Consider the following 14,090-nt stretch of genomic DNA (forward strand, 5'->3'; position numbering starts at 1 on the left):
GCAGGCATTCCTGGTTCGATGACGAGCCAGGGGTCAATCCCAGCGCTTGAACAGCACGCTGGCATTGACCCCGCCGAAACCGAAGCCGTTGGACAAGGCAAACTGCATGGCCATTTTGCGCGCTTGGCCGCGCACCAGGTCCAGGCCTTCAGCGGCGCTGTCGGGGTTGTCCAGGTTGAGTGTCGCCGGCGCGACCTGGTCCCGCAGGGCGAGGATGGTGAAGATCGCCTCGATCCCGCCGGCAGCGCCCAGCAAGTGGCCAGTGGCGGACTTGGTCGCGCTGATGGCCGGGCCGCTACCGGTGCCGAACAGGCTCCTGATCGCTGCCAGCTCGCCCTTGTCGCCTACTGGGGTGGATGTGGCATGGGCGTTGAGGTGCTGGACCTGCGTCGGCGCCACCCCTGCCTGGCGCAAGGCCTGTTCCATGGCGCGGCGGGCGCCGCTGCCATCCTCCGGCCCCGAGGTCATGTGATAGGCGTCGGCACTGGTGCCATACCCCACCAGCTCGGCGATGGGTCGGGCGCCGCGGGCCAGGGCGTGCTCCAGCTCTTCGATTACCAGCAGGCCGGCGCCTTCACCCATGACAAAACCGTCGCGGCCCTGGTCGAAGGGGCGCGAAGCGCGCTCCGGGGTGTCGTTGTAATCGCTGGACAGCGCTCGCGCCGCAGCGAAGCCACCCAGGCTGACCTGGTGAATCGTCGCTTCCGCGCCACCGCAGACGGCGATGTCGATCTCGCCTGCGCGGATCATCCGTGCCGCATCGCCAATGGCCTGGACCCCGGCAGCGCAGGCAGTGACCGGGGTTCCCAGCGGCCCCTTGAGGCCATGGCGGATCGAAACGTGGCCGGCGGCCAGGTTGCACAGGAACGAAGGTATGGTGAAGGGCGACAGGCGGCGCGGTCCTTTGTTGTCGCTAGTGTGTACGGCATCGACGATGGCGGGGAACCCGCCGACCCCCGAGGCGATGATGGTGGCGGTGCGTTCCTGGGCCTGGGCACTGTCGGGCCGCCAGTTGGCCTGGGCCAGGGCTTCTTCTGCCGCCGCCAGGGCGAACAGGATGAAGCGGTCCATCTTGCGCTGCTCCTTGGGTGGCAGCAGGCGATCCGGGTCGAAGCCGGCCTGCGGGTCCTGCGCCAGGTCGGGAACCTGGCCGCCCACGGTGGTGGACAGTCCGGCGATGAACTCTTCGGGCAACTGCCGGATGCCTGATTGCCCGGCCAGCAGGCGCTGCCATACCTGTTCGACCCCGCAGCCCAGCGGAGTGATTGCGCCCATGCCCGTGACTACGATGCGTTTGCTCATGCAGGTCCTGCTCCTTCAGTGTGTTTGGGTGGGGGATAACGAAGCGTGGACGATACTATCATTATGAAAGTAACATCCTAATCGACAAAAACCGAGCTGTACCGCAGGAGCTGGTGATGCAACGAAAAAGTCTGGTGGATGCCGAATGTCCCATCGCCCGAGGGCTGGACCGGGTAGGGGAGTGGTGGAGCATCCTGATCATGCGCGACGCCTTGCATGGCCTGCGGCGTTTCGATGAGTTCTCCCGCAGCCTGGACATTGCCCCGAACATGCTGACCCGGCGCCTCAACACGCTGGTCGAGGAGGGGTTGCTCGAACGCCAGGCCTATAGCCAGCGCCCCTTGCGCTACCAGTACGTGCCCACGCCCAAGGGGGAGGATTTTCGTGTCGTGCTGATGGCCTTCGTGGCCTGGGGCAATCGCCATTTCGCCCCCGACGGCGAAAGCGTGCAGATCGTCGAGCGCGCAACCGGCCGACCGGTGCGACCGGCCATGATGGCCGTTGCCGATGGTCAACTGGTGCCCCTGGAGGCCTGCACGGTGCAGGTCGGGCCCGCAGCCAGCGCCAGCATGCGCCAGCGCTTTGGTGATCGGACCGGTTGAGCGGCGCTAGGGGGCGGGCGTGGTCGAGGACGGCGTCGGATTGTTCGGGATCAGTTTGCCGGCGACATAACCGCCGTGGCTGATCAGTACCAGCAACAACAGGGTCTCGTGCAGTTTGGGCAGTTCCAGCAACAGCCAGCCGCCGGTGACCAGGGTGCGCGCGACCGCAGCGCCATAGACGAAGACCACCACCAGGGTGATCAACAGCATTTGCAGGCGCGGCAGGTCGACGATGGTGCCATTGTTGACATCCTCACCGCGGATCAGGTCAGCCAGGCGGGCATCCTTCGGGTCGCTCTTGACCAGCACCTGACCCTTGGCCGTAGGCAACGCGTCCAGATCCTGGGTCTGAAGCAACTGCTGGCCAGTGCTGTCCAGGTTCTGCTGGTTGGTCGGTTGCTCGGCCTTGCGATTCAGGGCCATGGGAGCACTGACGAAGCTGGCCAGGCTGAACCCCATCAAGGCGATCAAGTTGAAGTCCAGGTTGACCATCAGCGCCTGGGTCGCGTTGCCGCGGACGATGTTGGCCACGTACACCGTGTACAGGGTGGCCAGTACCAGCAGGGTCCAGAGGGTCATCTGCAGGCGTGACAGCGAGTAGCGGTTGCGCTCGTCGATCAGCACTCCGAGCACCCGACCGCGGATCTTCAGGCCGGCCAGGACGAACAGCGCCAGCATGCCCAGCAGGCAACAGGCCCAGGCATACAGTCGCGTGCCGTCGAAGTCCGGCGGAACCGGGGCGACCGGATGTTTCAGGATAATGGCGGCGGGGGCTGCTACTGCCAGCAGTATGGCCAGGGTACGCAGCAGGTAGGCAGGGGACTTCATGATGGCCGGTACTTTCCCTGTACAGGCGGCCGATTCCAGGAACTGCGTGGGCCGCTGTTGCCCGGATGTCCGAGAAAAGGACTAGCTCTTGCAGGAGCCCCCGGGGACAGGCTCCTGATGTTGGGTATAGCGAAGTTTTGTCCGACCACCTTGCCGCTGGTCGGGACTCCTCGCTGCTCAGACCGGACGTTGTCCGCGACGCCACTGGGGGTGAAAGTGGCGCCAGTGGGCGTCCTGGGCCGCAGTCAGCAATTCGTGGTCGCCCCGGGTGTCACCCCAGGCTCGCAGGCGGTACTGGTCCAGTGGGCCATAAACACCTTCCAGGCGCAGCACCTTGTTTTCGCAACGGCAGTTGTTACCGACGATGTGGCCGGTCAACACGCCGTTGACAACTTCCAGCTCGGTACCGATCAGGGCAATGCCCAGGCGTCTGGCGAAAGGTTGCAGGACCAAGGATGGCGAGGCTGAGCACAGGGTCACCTGGGCTCCCGAATGGATCTCCTCGGCCACCGCCAGCAAGCCTGCCGGACGCATCAGTCGCTGCCAGGAGCGTTGGCAGAAGGCCTCGGCCTGCTGCTGCACCCAGGCGGCCTCGACGCCCTTGAGGAAGGTGTTGATCAGCCGTGCCTTGAGCTGGTCGCGATCGACCCGGCGCGCCAGGAAACCCAGGCTCGGCATAGCCAGCCTGAGCATGCGCTGGTGGAACCTGCGGGGGCCGAAGGCGAATCGCAGGAAGGGGACGAAGCTGTCATGCCGAGTCAGGGTGCCGTCGAAGTCGAAGACCGAAAGCACGCGGCTGGCCTTGGGGTCGAGCACCAGGGTGTCCGGGGTGAGTGCTGGCGCGAGTTGGTCGGATACCTGGGATGGGGTAGTGGTACTGACGACGGACGTTGGGGCGGGATGAGTGGGGGACGGCATGGAGGCTCTCGATCAATGCGCTCGCCGGGTGGGCGGCCGTTGCTGTAGTCGTCCGTGCAGTCTACGCGTTCTGCTTCTCCGGGGTTCACTGCCGGTTGTCCGGCGCGGCGACATCGGGCCGGACGAGGCGCGAGCCTTCGCTTGTCATCAAATGATGGGGCTGGTCAGTTGGGAGGAGTGCAGGTGGGAGGCTGCCTGCCGGGGTTTCCAGGGACTAGCCCCAGCAGCACCAGGCGAAGGTGGTCAGGCAGAGCAGCAGGGGCAGGGTATCGAGAAAATCGTTCATGCCAACACGTTCCGTTCAGGCGGGTGCCGGCAATGTAAGGGCGCTCCAGGTGCCTGTCTGTTGCGATTGTGTGAATTTTCAGCTCACTTTCGTTTAACGGGTTACAGGGCTGCCGGCGTGACGGCGCATGGGTGGAAGAAGGGATGGCAAGCCTGGAAGAAATTTACCTTTGAAATCCAATGACTTAAAAAAATTGTGGATATTTAATTGGTTCAGTGCTTTTATTTACCTTTTTTTTCAAAAAAATACTTGTTACAGAATGTACCAACCCGTTACTATAGTTCCGCGTTCACCACCACGGTTTATGCATTTTTAGTCCCAAGTGTCCATCAGCTACTTGGGCTTTTTTTTGCCTGAAATTTGACCAGGCCATTTCTTTTTTCAGCGCACACTCTTTTGAATCCTCCGTCGGGGCCGAGAGTCGCTGGATTATCCTGTCATCGCCCCTGCTGGGCATCGCCGTGGTCGTGGGAATGCATCGTGCGCTTCAACATCGAAACCGACAGGGAGCATGCTCGGGCTCAGGAAGTCATTCTTCACTGCCGACGACAGAGCCTGCACGCGAGGCGTTCTGGTGTGGATCGCCCTTTGCTCGCAGGCGAGTGCCGCTATCTGGAGGAGCACTATGTCAGGCGTTTCGGTCCTCCCCGCTGAGGCTCGAGGTGGGGAGGGCCGCCGCAGCGACCGTTGCAGTCGCTGCGAGCCCTTGCGGGTTCAGGCCTCGACGATGTTCAACTGCTCATCCGTTTGGGGCGGTACGAAGTGACTGCAGATCAGTTCGAACTGTTCGTCGCTGGTGGTGAAGGGGTGCTCGCCCTGGTTATTGCGCACGTGCAATCTATCGCGGCAGATATCCTCGTTAACGTTCAGCCAATGCAGGCGGTGGGGCACTTGCGCCTGGTCCGCCAGGCTGCGCAACCAGGCGCGTTGGGCCAGCGTATTGGCGGGAAAATCCAGCACCACGCTGGTGCCCGCCTGCAGCATGGCCACCACCAGCGGCCCCAGGGTTTCGCCCAAGCGTCGGGCATGGAGCAGGTAGTCGGCGATCGAATGGATCATTTGCGGATACAACTGCGCCAGCCACTGGTCCTCGCAGATCAGTACGCAGCCGGGCGCCTGTGCCAGTTGCCGGGCGAGTGTCGATTTGCCTGAAGCGATCTTGCCGCACAACAGATGCAGGACTGCGGTAGGTGGGGGATTCATGCTGCGTCTCCTTGCGTGAGGCCTCGCGAGAGCGGTGATGAACCCCGCCTTCGAGGCGGGTTGATTGCGGTTTGGACAGCCGCTAGCCCACCCTCTGGTCGAGGGGGGTAATGATTGCGCGATGGCGAGATTGAAGCGGTCGGTCCATGGAGCGAACTTATACAGCTTGGGGCAAAAAACCAAGGGTCATTGCCAAGGTGTCCGAGGGGACGGGAGCAACAGATAGCCTCACGGCCCCCTACTTTCAGGAACTGTGACGCATCTATCATTGCTGTGTGTTCTTTGCGATGCACAAGAACAATGTTTGCCTATGCTCAATGGGAAAAATTCCCGAAATCCCATACAGGCTAGGATGCCATGCTCTCTACCCACGAGCTCTGTCGCATATTGGAATCCGGTTTTCTTCCGCTTTCCTGCGCTTGCAGCCTCAATCCCAGCGGGTCGCTGACCATCAAGATCTACGATGCAGCGTCCGGCCGGGTGGATTTGCTGCTCCCGGGCGTGTCCACTGCGCAACTCACCAGCGTGCGGGATATCTCCAACCTGATCGGCGAATTGCGCACCGAGCTCAGGGCCGGGCGCCGAGCCTTTGCCGGCGGTTTCAGCAGCTATGGTGGCTGATTCGTAAGACCGATCATTGTTGACAGTTGAACATCCAATGGCAACGGCATAGCGTTTAGCCGTTCGCCCAGTATCTGTGGCTCTTTACCGGTTCATGGATGGCGAGGTCATCTGTACTGGGCGAACTCCTCCCGCCTGATTGCGCTCCGCAACGGAGTCCTTTTCAACATCCCCTGGGAAATGAAGACCTTCGATGGCCGCGAGAAGAGCATCCTGCGCGCCGCCGCCAGGGGCCTGTTGCCCGAGTCCATCGTACAGCGCGGATCAAGAACCCCGATGCCCCAGTCCACCAGTTGCTGAACAGCGTGATCGGAGTGGATGTGATCATTGGCGCCGAAACGCCGGGTGTGGTCGGGTCAAGGGGGCGATGCTGTCGGCCAGCCTGGTGATTGCCCTGGCGATGGTCTCTGATGCCTGATCTGTTGGAAAAGCCAGCGGGTGGGTTGTCCAAACGGGCCGAGTGATCAACAGGACATCTTTGTCGTGGTTATCCTGCGCCATCCTTGCCTGGTCTTCCAGGTGCGTCAGGACACTCATGAGTCCATCGCGTAACCGTCATGTCATTGAGTTGCTCGCCGATGGTATCGACTCGTAGGCAAGCGCCTTTTCTTGAGTAGAACAGGATGCAGCGCGAACTATCGACAGAGCAGGTATCGACCTCGAAATACCGGTGCGCAGCCAGCACCCGCTCCACGCCACTGTATTCATAACCATCGGTGCCGTGCATCCGTGTCGGCTTCCAACCGTGTTCGAGCAGTTTGGTCCTGGCCGTGACCCAAGGCTCTGCAACGGCGATGCCGGCCGGCCCGCGCTTGTCATTTGTCACCTGCGGGCCATCGGCGAACGCTGAGCAGGTTCCGAGGCAATAAAGTGTGATGAGCGTGAGGATGGAAGGCTTCATTTGACAGTCCCACCAGCTGATTTGCACTTCGCCGGACATCCTTGATGTTCGGCATGTGTTGCACTGCAGCGAAGCCATGAACGCATCGTGATTGTGTTCACCTGACTTTCACCCGCACAGGGCTGTCTGGAGCTGACCTTGCGGTAAATCGCCGGGTAGTCGTCAAGGGTGAAACCCTCCCAATTCCATTCATCGGACCACGCCTCAAGTCCACGTTTGTGCCGGGGCGTCAGAAGGAAGCCGCGATTGCCAGGGCCAGCTGCTTATCGGTCACATACGGCTGAGCATAGGCCGAGTGATAGTAGCGAACAGCTTGCTCGAATTGAGCCCCACGGATCTCTCCATCTGAACCTATGAAAGCAAGAGCATCAGTCTTGGCAGATTTAAAGCCATTTGAGGCGAGTGAAGTGAGCCCTGTGGTTCCAGCGATCAGGAAGCTCGGAGCCAGTGTCGTGACGACCAGAGTTCTTTCCACCGGGTCGTCGATCTCATAGGCCACTACTTGAGCACTGAGCGACGCCAAGAGCGCCATGGCCAGCGCTTTCCACGAATCCATTCCTAACCGCTTCCCTGCTGTCTGTTTGAGGGGCGCTACCATAGCAAAGCAGGACGCTTGCCCGCGATGGACTTCAGAGCGCGGCGTTTATCCAGTCAACACGCGCGACAGTTGACGAACCTCGCGTGCTCCTACAGAGGATCACCTCGTTCGGGAGCTTGATGTGCGGTCGGCAGGACGCCGGAGAAATGAGAATTGCGGAACAGGTATGAGAATTGCGGAACAAAAACGACAAGGGCCTGCATGAAGAAATCATGCAAGCCCTTGATTTATATGGTGCCCGAAGCCGGAATCGAACCGGCACGCCCTTACGAGCGGGGGATTTTAAGTCCCATGCGTCTACCAGTTTCGCCATTCGGGCGGTAGCGCGATAACACGACACTGGACCTGAATTGGCATTTAGTCGTCCAGTGCTTGAAACAGGGTGTGGAATATATACATCCACTCCCCGTGAAGCAAGGTCGAAACCGCCAAAAAAACCAGCCTTGCGGTTCCACATCCAAAGAAAAATTCACGTTAAATCATGGGGCTACGGGTGATCTGAGCAGGAATCACCTCAGCGTTGCCCCGGGTCCGATTGCACCAGGTGGTGCCAGGGGAACACCTGCCGCGCAAAATTTTTCACGTAGCCGCCGCCCGTTGCCTGGATCACCATGAACTGCAAATTGGGTCGGATCTGCTGCAAGGCCTGCAGTTGCGCAAGGCTCAGGCAGGTGTTGCGCAGGCGCAGAACCTTCAGTGAATCGAAGGCCGGGCTGGCGAACAGTTTTTCATAACTGGCAAAGGAGGTGACCGCGTCGTCCTGGCGTTGATGGGACCAGGTGTGCTGGAGCTCGGTGGACTCGCTGAAGTCGAGGGTGCGCAGCCTTGGAAGGTTGCTTGAGGCCGCCAGGTTGTCGACGAATCCCTGGGTGTCGCAGCCGGCGCCTATGTGCAGCAGCTCCAGGTGCGGCAAGTCGACCTGGAACACGCTCGCGTCGGGAGCATTGGGCAGGATCAGTTCACTGAGGTAGGGCGCCTTGGCGACGAAGCGGGCGATTTCTCCGGCTTCCTCCATGATGGTGCCGGCCTTCTGTACCAGCGAGATGTTGTGGTGCTGGGGTTCGGTGGGGCTGATCGCCAGTGACCTGAGCTGGCCAAAGGTCACGGCACTGTCCAGCAGCGGGGTGAACTCCCATTCGCGGGTGCCGTTGGCCCCTGTGTCGGGGCCGGAGAACCGCAACGAGCTGATGGCATTGGCCACGGGCTGCTCGGCCAGGCACGCCAGGGTCCAGGCGAAAGGGTCGTCCCACAGTTCACCATGAAACTCCACGTGCAAGCCACCACGGATGGGCGCCAGGGCCAGGTAGTTGTAGTCGTCGACCCACAGTGGCGCGCTGAGGTCATCGGGGTCGTCGTCCCGATCGGCGGCCTGGGCCCGGGTGAACTGGTGAATGCGTTGCTGCAGCGCCAGCAGGCGCAGGTAACCTGGGGAAGACAGAGGGTTGGACATCGAGCGAATCCACAAGTGAAAGAGGACGGCGGGGCTTACATGACGGTCGAACGATGACAAACCGGGACGAAGTCATCGAGGGGCGCCAGCACAGTTTTACAACAAATAATGCCTGTTGCCAGGCTTTCGCTGCAGGCTAGGATCGCCCCCCTGAAACCATGCCTTGAACGTTCGGGACGGAGCCAGAACATGTCGCAAACCGTATTGCCCCAGGTAGCATCGATGGCCCTGACCGCCAGGGAAATGGCCCTGGCTGATGAGCCCGTATTGCAGCGGTTTTTCATCGCCAATCCGGATTACTTCCAGGTGGTGCATGGCTGTGAGCCTCAGCCGGACGAAGCCCGCAGCGAGATCCTGGACACCTTGCCCGCTGGCTGGAGTTTTACGCGCAAATGGAAGATCGGTTTTTTCGACGGTCGCGGTGAGCTGGTGGCGTTTGCCAGTGTCGTCAGTGACCTGCTGGCAGCGGGGGTATGGCACATCGGCTTGTTCATGGTGGACAGTACCCGCCAGGGCAGTGGCGTCGCTCGACAACTGCATCGAGAACTCGAAACCTGGGCTGGCTGGCAAGGCGCGTGCTGGCTGCGGCTGGTGGTGGTGCAGGACAACCTGCGGGCCCAGGGTTTCTGGAGAGGCTGTGGTTACGTCCTGGTGCGCACCCGCGACGATATCGAGTTGGGGCGGCTGCGCCACCGCGTACTGATCATGGTCAAGGCGCTGGTTCCGGCCGATCTCTCGGACTATCTGGAGCGGATGCCCCATGACCGGGTCGAGTCCGCGGCGCCGTCCTCGCACCCGGTGTGCCATGAATGAGTGGCGTGGCCTGTCGATGAAGCTGCCAGCCAGCATCGCCCGCTTCATTGGCGAGGAGCCCCTGGTGCGCGACACGGTTGGCGAGTCGCCCTGTCAGGTCTACAGTTTTCGGCGCGCCGGCGAAGTTTTTTTCCTCAAGTCATCGCCCGCCATTCTCGCGTCTACCACCTACAGCGTGCTGCGCGAGGCCCGGGTCCTGGAGTGGCTGGCCGGGCGGCTGAACGTGCCCGAGCTGGTGTTGGTGGCGCAGGACCGGAAACATGAGTTCATGATCACCCGCCGCGTGCCGGGAGCGCCGCTGTCAGAGCGGCTCGGCGAGCCACGGTTGGCCCTGGAATTGTTCCAGCTGGCCTTGCGGCAAGTACAGGCAGTGCCGGAGCAGGACTGTCCGTTCGATTCGGGGATTGCGGCGCGTCTTGCGGAGCTCGACTACCTGCTGGCAAACGGGCTGTGTGCTGCCGAACATGACCTGGGGCAATGGCCGGGGCTGAGCACGGCTGAAGATCTGCGGGGCCGTTTGCAGGCTACCTGGCCCAGCGAGGAACGGCTGTTTTCCCATGGCGACCTGGGAGACAGCAATATCTTCGTCGACGGACGCGATGAGTTGCATTTCATCGATCTCGGGCGTGGCGGCCTGGCTGATCGCTGGCTGGACATCGCGTTCGTCCATCGCGACTTGCGCGAACAGATCGGCCTGGAGATCGCCGATCAGTTCGTGCGCGATCTGGCTTTTCCCGACCAGCCCGCCAGGCGCGAATACTTCGAACAACTCGATGAGCTTTTCTAGGGCGCGGCAACGGCCTGGCTGAACTAAAAATGCCCCTGCCAGTCCCATGGGGCGTCTTTATCCGTCCAGGGGGAAACACCATGAACAACCGTCTCGCACCGCTCTGCGCCGCTGTCCTGGCCCTGAGCCTGCCGGTGCTGGCGCACGCCGCACAGCCACAGGCTCAGGTCGAGCAACCCTCCTACCAGAGCCAGGTGGCGCGCTACCAGTGCGAAGGCAAGGTACGCATCGATGCGGCGTACCTGAACATCGACAATGGCGCGTCCTTCGCGACCCTGTATTACAAGGAGCAACTGATCCCGATGCACATCGCGCGCTCGGCCTCGGGGGCCCTGTATGTGGCGGACGACGAGCAGAACAGCTTCCGTTGGCACACCAAGGGCAAGGGCGCCGTGCTGTCGTTCCTGGAGGCCGATCACACGGCCAAGGAGCAAATCCTGCTCAAGGACTGCAAGGAACTGGATCCTCAATAACGCCCATTCCTGGCGGCAAAAAAAGGGCCCGCGGGAGCGCGCGGGCCAATACCTTAGTTGCTTGAATGAGCAGGGCGACTATACCGAGGCGCAACCGGGGCCTGGATGAAAGAAGTTTCATCCAGGCCCCGGTTGCGTATTTGGTCGGCACCCGACGAGCCGCAGGTGGATCTGTTCTAACCTCAAGGGGTAAATCAAAAATCCCCTTCAGGAAGAGAGGTGGGCATGGCACTGCAACAGCAACGCCCCAGCGAGCATGAGCGCAGCGATAAAACGGAGGAACTCGAAGTCGAGCATCAGGAGCCGCCACCGCAGACCTGGAAGCATCCGGATGACGGCAAGAGCCTGTCGGAACTGGATGAAGAACGCCCCTTGAGGCCATGAGCCAAAGCCCCGCCACCGAGCGTAATGCCAGTCAGTCAAGCGAGGTGATCCTCTGTAGGAGCAGCCGGTCGACGCTCGATTGCTCGCGATGGTCGTTAACGGTAGCGCGTATTGGCTGGATAAACGCAGCGCTCTGAAATCCATGCGGGCAAGCCTCGCTCCTACCATTTCCTTGACTGATCGGCATTGCGCCACCGAGCGGGGCTGTCGTTGGTGGTGCCTGTTGCCCGCTCTGGTACCATCGCCGGCGTTGCCGTCCCGGGGTATCGGGACGGGTTGTCTGTCCAAGGGAGAAACCCATGATTGTCACCACCACCGCCCAGATCGAAGGCCGCCAGATTGCCGCCTACCTGGATATCGTCAGCTCCGAGTCTGTCCAGGGCATCAACGTGGTGCGCGACCTGTTCGCCGGCATGCGCGATTTCTTCGGTGGACGGTCCCAGACCTTGGAGCGCGCCTTGAGGGAGGCCCGGGTCCAGGCTACCGACGAGATCAAGGATCGTGCCCGCAGGCTCGATGCCGATGCGGTGGTCGGCCTGGACTTCGAGATCAGCATGCCTTCAGGACGCGGCGGCATGGTGGTGGTCTTCGCCACTGGCACGGCGGTCAAGCTCAAGTAGCCTTCGTTGCTCAAGCCCCGATCGGGGTACACAACTCCACCAGCGTGCCATCCGGACAACGCACATAGGACACGGTCTGCCCCCAGGGCTTGGTCGCGGGGGCGGCCAGTTCCCGGGCGCCATGTTCCAGCGCCCTGGTGTGGGCCCCTTGGACGTCCTCGGTAACCAGTCCCAACTCCATGCCCAGCGGTTGTGGCGAGCTGTGCGCGGCGATGTGCCCGTCCTTGAAGTTCATCTGCGCCAACTGGTGGTCGGCAAAGGCCAGGGCGGTGCTGCCGGTATCCAGTTCACCGTAGGTGCCGGACTCATGAAGGAAGCGGCGCTTGAAACCGAAGGCCTGTTCGAAGAACCGCAAGGATGCTTCCACATTGGGTACATAGATGATGGTGTAACCGAACTGCATGGGCTGACGCTCCCTGTCGCTGAATGAGAAGTGGCGAATCTAGCACGAAGTTGCCTGGCGAGCCCCCGCCTGCAAGGCCCGCAATCATGGATGGAACTCCTCGAGCTGCCAGCCACGGGCCGACCATCGCAGGGTATGGGTGGCGGCCAGCGCCTGGAGAAAGTCCTGGTCATGGGAGGCGACGACCATGGCCCCGGGAAAGTCCCGCAGGGCCTGTTCGAAGGCTTGCACGGATTCCAGGTCCAGGTGGTTGGTGGGCTCGTCGAGCAGCAGCAGGCGTGCCGGTCTGCCTCCCCACAAGGCCAGCGCCAGGGCTGCCTTCAGGCGCTCTCCACCACTGAGCAGCGCGCAGGGTTGCAGCACCCGCTGGGCATCCAGTTGCAAGCGTGCCAGGCGCGTGCGCACGGCACTTTCTTCCAGGGGCGTATCGGCGCTGTGCAGCTGTTCCAGCAGCGAGCGCCCGGGGTCCAGTTGGGCCAGGTGCTGGTCCAGGTAGGCGCTGGCCACCGCCACCCGGCACTCGCCGCCCAGGGGCTGCAACTGGCCGGCAAGCATCTTCAGCAAGGTGGACTTGCCACAGCCGTTGGGGCCGACCAGGGCGATGCGTGCCGGCCCGCTGACGTTACAGGTCACATAGGACGATGGCGCGTCGCGGTCCAGCCAGGGCAACCGGGCCTGTTGCAGGTTGAACACGGCCTGGCCGGCCTGCAGAGTGGTGGAGGGCAGGGTCAACAGCGTCGGCTGTTCCGTGCCGACCCGGGCGAAGGCCTCGCGGACCTGATCGTCGAGCGTGTCCTTGTGGCCCTGATGGGCGTGGCGCACCTTGCCCATGATGTCCCTGGCGGCGCCGAGGATCTTGGCCCGCTCGAAGCCGGAGACATTGGCGGTCTTGGCGTAACGACGCGATGCCGCGGCATGGCGCTGGATGGTGTCGTGCTCGCGTTGCAAGCGCTTCTGCTCGCGACCGCGCTGGGTCCGGGCATGCTCCAGGGCAGCCTGGGCAGCCTCCAGGTGAGCCTCACGCTGGGCCTGGAACAGCTCGTAGTTGCCGCCGTAGACCTGTACCCCCAGGGGCGTGAGTTCGACGATGCGCTGCACCTGCATCAGCAATTGGCGGTCGTGGCTGACCAGGATCAGCCCGCCACGCCATTGCCGCAGTTGCTCGGTGAGCCAGCGGCGCCCGTCGCGGTCCAGGTGGTTGCTGGGTTCGTCGAGCAATAACAGGTCGGCACCACTGAGCAGGGCACCGATCAGCACCACCCTGGCCAACTGCCCGCCGCTCAGGATCGATGCCGGATCGTCCGGCTCGACCTCCTGCAGGCCGGCATCATCCAGGGCTTGGCGCAGGCGCTCGGCCAGGTCCCAGCGTTCGTCCACTTGCTGCAGGTCCTCCAGGCGGGCGGTGCCCGCTGCCAGTCGCGCCAGGGCACCCAGGGCCTCGGCGAGCCCCGCCATCTGGGCGACGCTCTGTTGCGGTGTCGGTCGTGGATCCTGAGGGACATAGGCCAGGCGGGCGTTGCGCTGGATGCTGCCGGAAGTGGGTTGCAGCTCGCCGGCAATCAAGCGCAGCAGCAGGGACTTGCCCATGCCGTTGCGTCCGACGACAGCCGTGGGCTGGCGATCGAATGTCAGGTTCAGGGCGTCGAGCAGGGTTTCGCCATTGGCGAACTGGTAAGTCAGCTGGTTCAGTGAAACCAGCACGGGCAGCCGGGTGACGTGAGTCATCAGCACCTCCGGAAAATGTGGAGACAGGCCAACGAGCGCCTGGGCTCGTCGCGGATACATTTTTGGAAGGCTTAGTGGTTCACGTCGGCAATCGTCCTGGGACGGGAAAGAAGGTGCGTAGACTAATGCCGGAATAATTTGCCTGGCAAGCGCCAGAATGTACCGACTTTGTATTC

The 14,090-nt window shown here is 62.2% G+C and carries 16 protein-coding genes, 1 tRNA gene and 1 pseudogene; 8 read left to right on the top strand and 10 right to left on the bottom strand.

What is annotated here, in order from left to right; genetic code table 11:
• Positions 1–33 precede the first annotated feature (33 nt).
• Positions 34–1,302: a beta-ketoacyl-ACP synthase II gene (gene fabF / locus LGQ10_RS01060; protein WP_226524384.1), complete on the bottom strand. Its 1,269-nt coding sequence runs from the start codon at positions 1,300–1,302 to the stop codon at positions 34–36.
• A gap of 116 nt (positions 1,303–1,418) precedes the next feature.
• Here fabF and LGQ10_RS01065 point away from each other — a divergent pair, with 116 nt between their 5' ends.
• Positions 1,419–1,904, top strand: a complete 486-nt coding sequence (locus LGQ10_RS01065) for a winged helix-turn-helix transcriptional regulator (RefSeq protein ID WP_226524385.1) — start codon at positions 1,419–1,421, stop codon at positions 1,902–1,904.
• A 6-nt stretch (positions 1,905–1,910) separates the two neighbouring features.
• Here the strand turns inward: LGQ10_RS01065 and LGQ10_RS01070 are convergent, their stop codons facing one another.
• From LGQ10_RS01070 to LGQ10_RS01080, 3 genes are all read right to left on the bottom strand, one after another.
• Positions 1,911–2,732: a hypothetical protein gene (locus LGQ10_RS01070; RefSeq protein WP_226524386.1), complete on the bottom strand. Its 822-nt coding sequence runs from the start codon at positions 2,730–2,732 to the stop codon at positions 1,911–1,913.
• Positions 2,733–2,909: 177 nt separating this feature from the next.
• The gene (locus LGQ10_RS01075) at positions 2,910–3,650 is read right to left on the bottom strand and encodes an HAD family hydrolase (protein WP_226524387.1); all 741 of its coding nucleotides are present in this window, start codon (positions 3,648–3,650) and stop codon (positions 2,910–2,912) included.
• Positions 3,651–4,650: 1,000 nt separating this feature from the next.
• Positions 4,651–5,139, bottom strand: coding sequence for an AAA family ATPase (locus tag LGQ10_RS01080; protein ID WP_058434770.1), 489 nt, complete (start codon positions 5,137–5,139; stop codon positions 4,651–4,653).
• Positions 5,140–5,496: 357 nt separating this feature from the next.
• On the opposite strand from LGQ10_RS01080, the gene LGQ10_RS01085 reads away from it, so the two are divergent.
• Positions 5,497–5,760 carry a DUF1652 domain-containing protein gene (locus tag LGQ10_RS01085; RefSeq protein ID WP_058434769.1) on the top strand — a complete coding sequence of 88 codons (264 nt, stop codon included), beginning with the start codon at positions 5,497–5,499 and terminating at the stop codon, positions 5,758–5,760.
• 162 nt (positions 5,761–5,922) lie between these two features.
• A pseudogene (locus LGQ10_RS01090) lies at positions 5,923–6,048 on the top strand (asparagine synthase-related protein); the annotation flags it as partial.
• Positions 6,049–6,247: 199 nt separating this feature from the next.
• Here the strand turns inward: LGQ10_RS01090 and LGQ10_RS01095 are convergent.
• The 4 genes from LGQ10_RS01095 to LGQ10_RS01110 all read right to left on the bottom strand — a co-directional run bounded on the left by LGQ10_RS01095 (position 6,248) and on the right by LGQ10_RS01110 (position 8,709).
• Positions 6,248–6,661 (bottom strand): hypothetical protein, encoded by a 414-nt coding sequence (locus tag LGQ10_RS01095; RefSeq protein WP_226524388.1) that lies wholly within the window; start codon positions 6,659–6,661, stop codon positions 6,248–6,250.
• A gap of 229 nt (positions 6,662–6,890) precedes the next feature.
• Positions 6,891–7,217 (bottom strand): DUF2388 domain-containing protein, encoded by a 327-nt coding sequence (locus LGQ10_RS01100; RefSeq protein WP_226524389.1) that lies wholly within the window; start codon positions 7,215–7,217, stop codon positions 6,891–6,893.
• A gap of 274 nt (positions 7,218–7,491) precedes the next feature.
• Positions 7,492–7,578 (bottom strand) — tRNA-Leu (locus tag LGQ10_RS01105).
• A 195-nt stretch (positions 7,579–7,773) separates the two neighbouring features.
• On the bottom strand, positions 7,774–8,709 hold the full coding sequence (locus LGQ10_RS01110) for a hypothetical protein (protein ID WP_226524390.1): 936 nt from the start codon (positions 8,707–8,709) through the stop codon (positions 7,774–7,776).
• Between the two features lie 189 nt (positions 8,710–8,898).
• On the opposite strand from LGQ10_RS01110, the gene LGQ10_RS01115 reads away from it, so the two are divergent.
• The 5 genes from LGQ10_RS01115 (at position 8,899) to LGQ10_RS01135 (ending at position 11,786) form a co-directional block, all read left to right on the top strand.
• Positions 8,899–9,522, top strand: coding sequence for a GNAT family N-acetyltransferase (locus LGQ10_RS01115; RefSeq protein ID WP_226524391.1), 624 nt, complete (start codon positions 8,899–8,901; stop codon positions 9,520–9,522).
• The gene (locus LGQ10_RS01120) at positions 9,515–10,309 is read left to right on the top strand and encodes an APH(3') family aminoglycoside O-phosphotransferase (RefSeq protein ID WP_226524392.1); all 795 of its coding nucleotides are present in this window, start codon (positions 9,515–9,517) and stop codon (positions 10,307–10,309) included. Before LGQ10_RS01115 ends, LGQ10_RS01120 begins: the two co-directional genes overlap by 8 nt.
• A gap of 80 nt (positions 10,310–10,389) precedes the next feature.
• On the top strand, positions 10,390–10,782 hold the full coding sequence (locus LGQ10_RS01125; protein WP_226524393.1) for an MliC family protein: 393 nt from the start codon (positions 10,390–10,392) through the stop codon (positions 10,780–10,782).
• Between the two features lie 225 nt (positions 10,783–11,007).
• Positions 11,008–11,166 (top strand): hypothetical protein, encoded by a 159-nt coding sequence (locus LGQ10_RS01130; protein WP_226524394.1) that lies wholly within the window; start codon positions 11,008–11,010, stop codon positions 11,164–11,166.
• Positions 11,167–11,465: 299 nt separating this feature from the next.
• Complete coding sequence (locus LGQ10_RS01135; protein ID WP_058434762.1) at positions 11,466–11,786, top strand: YbjQ family protein; 321 nt, start codon at positions 11,466–11,468, stop codon at positions 11,784–11,786.
• Positions 11,787–11,796: 10 nt separating this feature from the next.
• Here LGQ10_RS01135 and LGQ10_RS01140 read toward each other — a convergent pair whose 3' ends face one another.
• A complete protein-coding gene (locus LGQ10_RS01140; RefSeq protein ID WP_226524395.1) occupies positions 11,797–12,189 on the bottom strand; it encodes a VOC family protein in 393 nt (130 codons plus the stop codon).
• A gap of 84 nt (positions 12,190–12,273) precedes the next feature.
• Positions 12,274–13,914 (bottom strand): ABC-F family ATP-binding cassette domain-containing protein, encoded by a 1,641-nt coding sequence (locus LGQ10_RS01145; RefSeq protein WP_226524396.1) that lies wholly within the window; start codon positions 13,912–13,914, stop codon positions 12,274–12,276.
• Positions 13,915–14,090 lie beyond the last annotated feature (176 nt).

It is taken from the genome of Pseudomonas sp. L5B5 (assembly GCF_020520285.1).
Classification (GTDB): Bacteria; Pseudomonadota; Gammaproteobacteria; order Pseudomonadales; family Pseudomonadaceae; genus Aquipseudomonas.

Excerpts from the sequence above, each read along its gene's own strand:
- fabF (WP_226524384.1), bottom strand. The coding sequence starts at position 1,302 with ATGAGCAAACGCATCGTAGTCACGGGCATGGGCGCAATCACTCCGCTG.
- LGQ10_RS01065 (WP_226524385.1), top strand. The coding sequence starts at position 1,419 with ATGCAACGAAAAAGTCTGGTGGATGCCGAATGTCCCATCGCCCGAGGG.
- LGQ10_RS01070 (WP_226524386.1), bottom strand. The coding sequence starts at position 2,732 with ATGAAGTCCCCTGCCTACCTGCTGCGTACCCTGGCCATACTGCTGGCA.
- LGQ10_RS01075 (WP_226524387.1), bottom strand. The coding sequence starts at position 3,650 with ATGCCGTCCCCCACTCATCCCGCCCCAACGTCCGTCGTCAGTACCACT.
- LGQ10_RS01080 (WP_058434770.1), bottom strand. The coding sequence starts at position 5,139 with ATGAATCCCCCACCTACCGCAGTCCTGCATCTGTTGTGCGGCAAGATC.
- LGQ10_RS01085 (WP_058434769.1), top strand. The coding sequence starts at position 5,497 with ATGCTCTCTACCCACGAGCTCTGTCGCATATTGGAATCCGGTTTTCTT.
- LGQ10_RS01095 (WP_226524388.1), bottom strand. The coding sequence starts at position 6,661 with ATGAAGCCTTCCATCCTCACGCTCATCACACTTTATTGCCTCGGAACC.
- LGQ10_RS01100 (WP_226524389.1), bottom strand. The coding sequence starts at position 7,217 with ATGGATTCGTGGAAAGCGCTGGCCATGGCGCTCTTGGCGTCGCTCAGT.
- LGQ10_RS01110 (WP_226524390.1), bottom strand. The coding sequence starts at position 8,709 with ATGTCCAACCCTCTGTCTTCCCCAGGTTACCTGCGCCTGCTGGCGCTG.
- LGQ10_RS01115 (WP_226524391.1), top strand. The coding sequence starts at position 8,899 with ATGTCGCAAACCGTATTGCCCCAGGTAGCATCGATGGCCCTGACCGCC.
- LGQ10_RS01120 (WP_226524392.1), top strand. The coding sequence starts at position 9,515 with ATGAATGAGTGGCGTGGCCTGTCGATGAAGCTGCCAGCCAGCATCGCC.
- LGQ10_RS01125 (WP_226524393.1), top strand. The coding sequence starts at position 10,390 with ATGAACAACCGTCTCGCACCGCTCTGCGCCGCTGTCCTGGCCCTGAGC.
- LGQ10_RS01130 (WP_226524394.1), top strand. The coding sequence starts at position 11,008 with ATGGCACTGCAACAGCAACGCCCCAGCGAGCATGAGCGCAGCGATAAA.
- LGQ10_RS01135 (WP_058434762.1), top strand. The coding sequence starts at position 11,466 with ATGATTGTCACCACCACCGCCCAGATCGAAGGCCGCCAGATTGCCGCC.
- LGQ10_RS01140 (WP_226524395.1), bottom strand. The coding sequence starts at position 12,189 with ATGCAGTTCGGTTACACCATCATCTATGTACCCAATGTGGAAGCATCC.
- LGQ10_RS01145 (WP_226524396.1), bottom strand. The coding sequence starts at position 13,914 with ATGACTCACGTCACCCGGCTGCCCGTGCTGGTTTCACTGAACCAGCTG.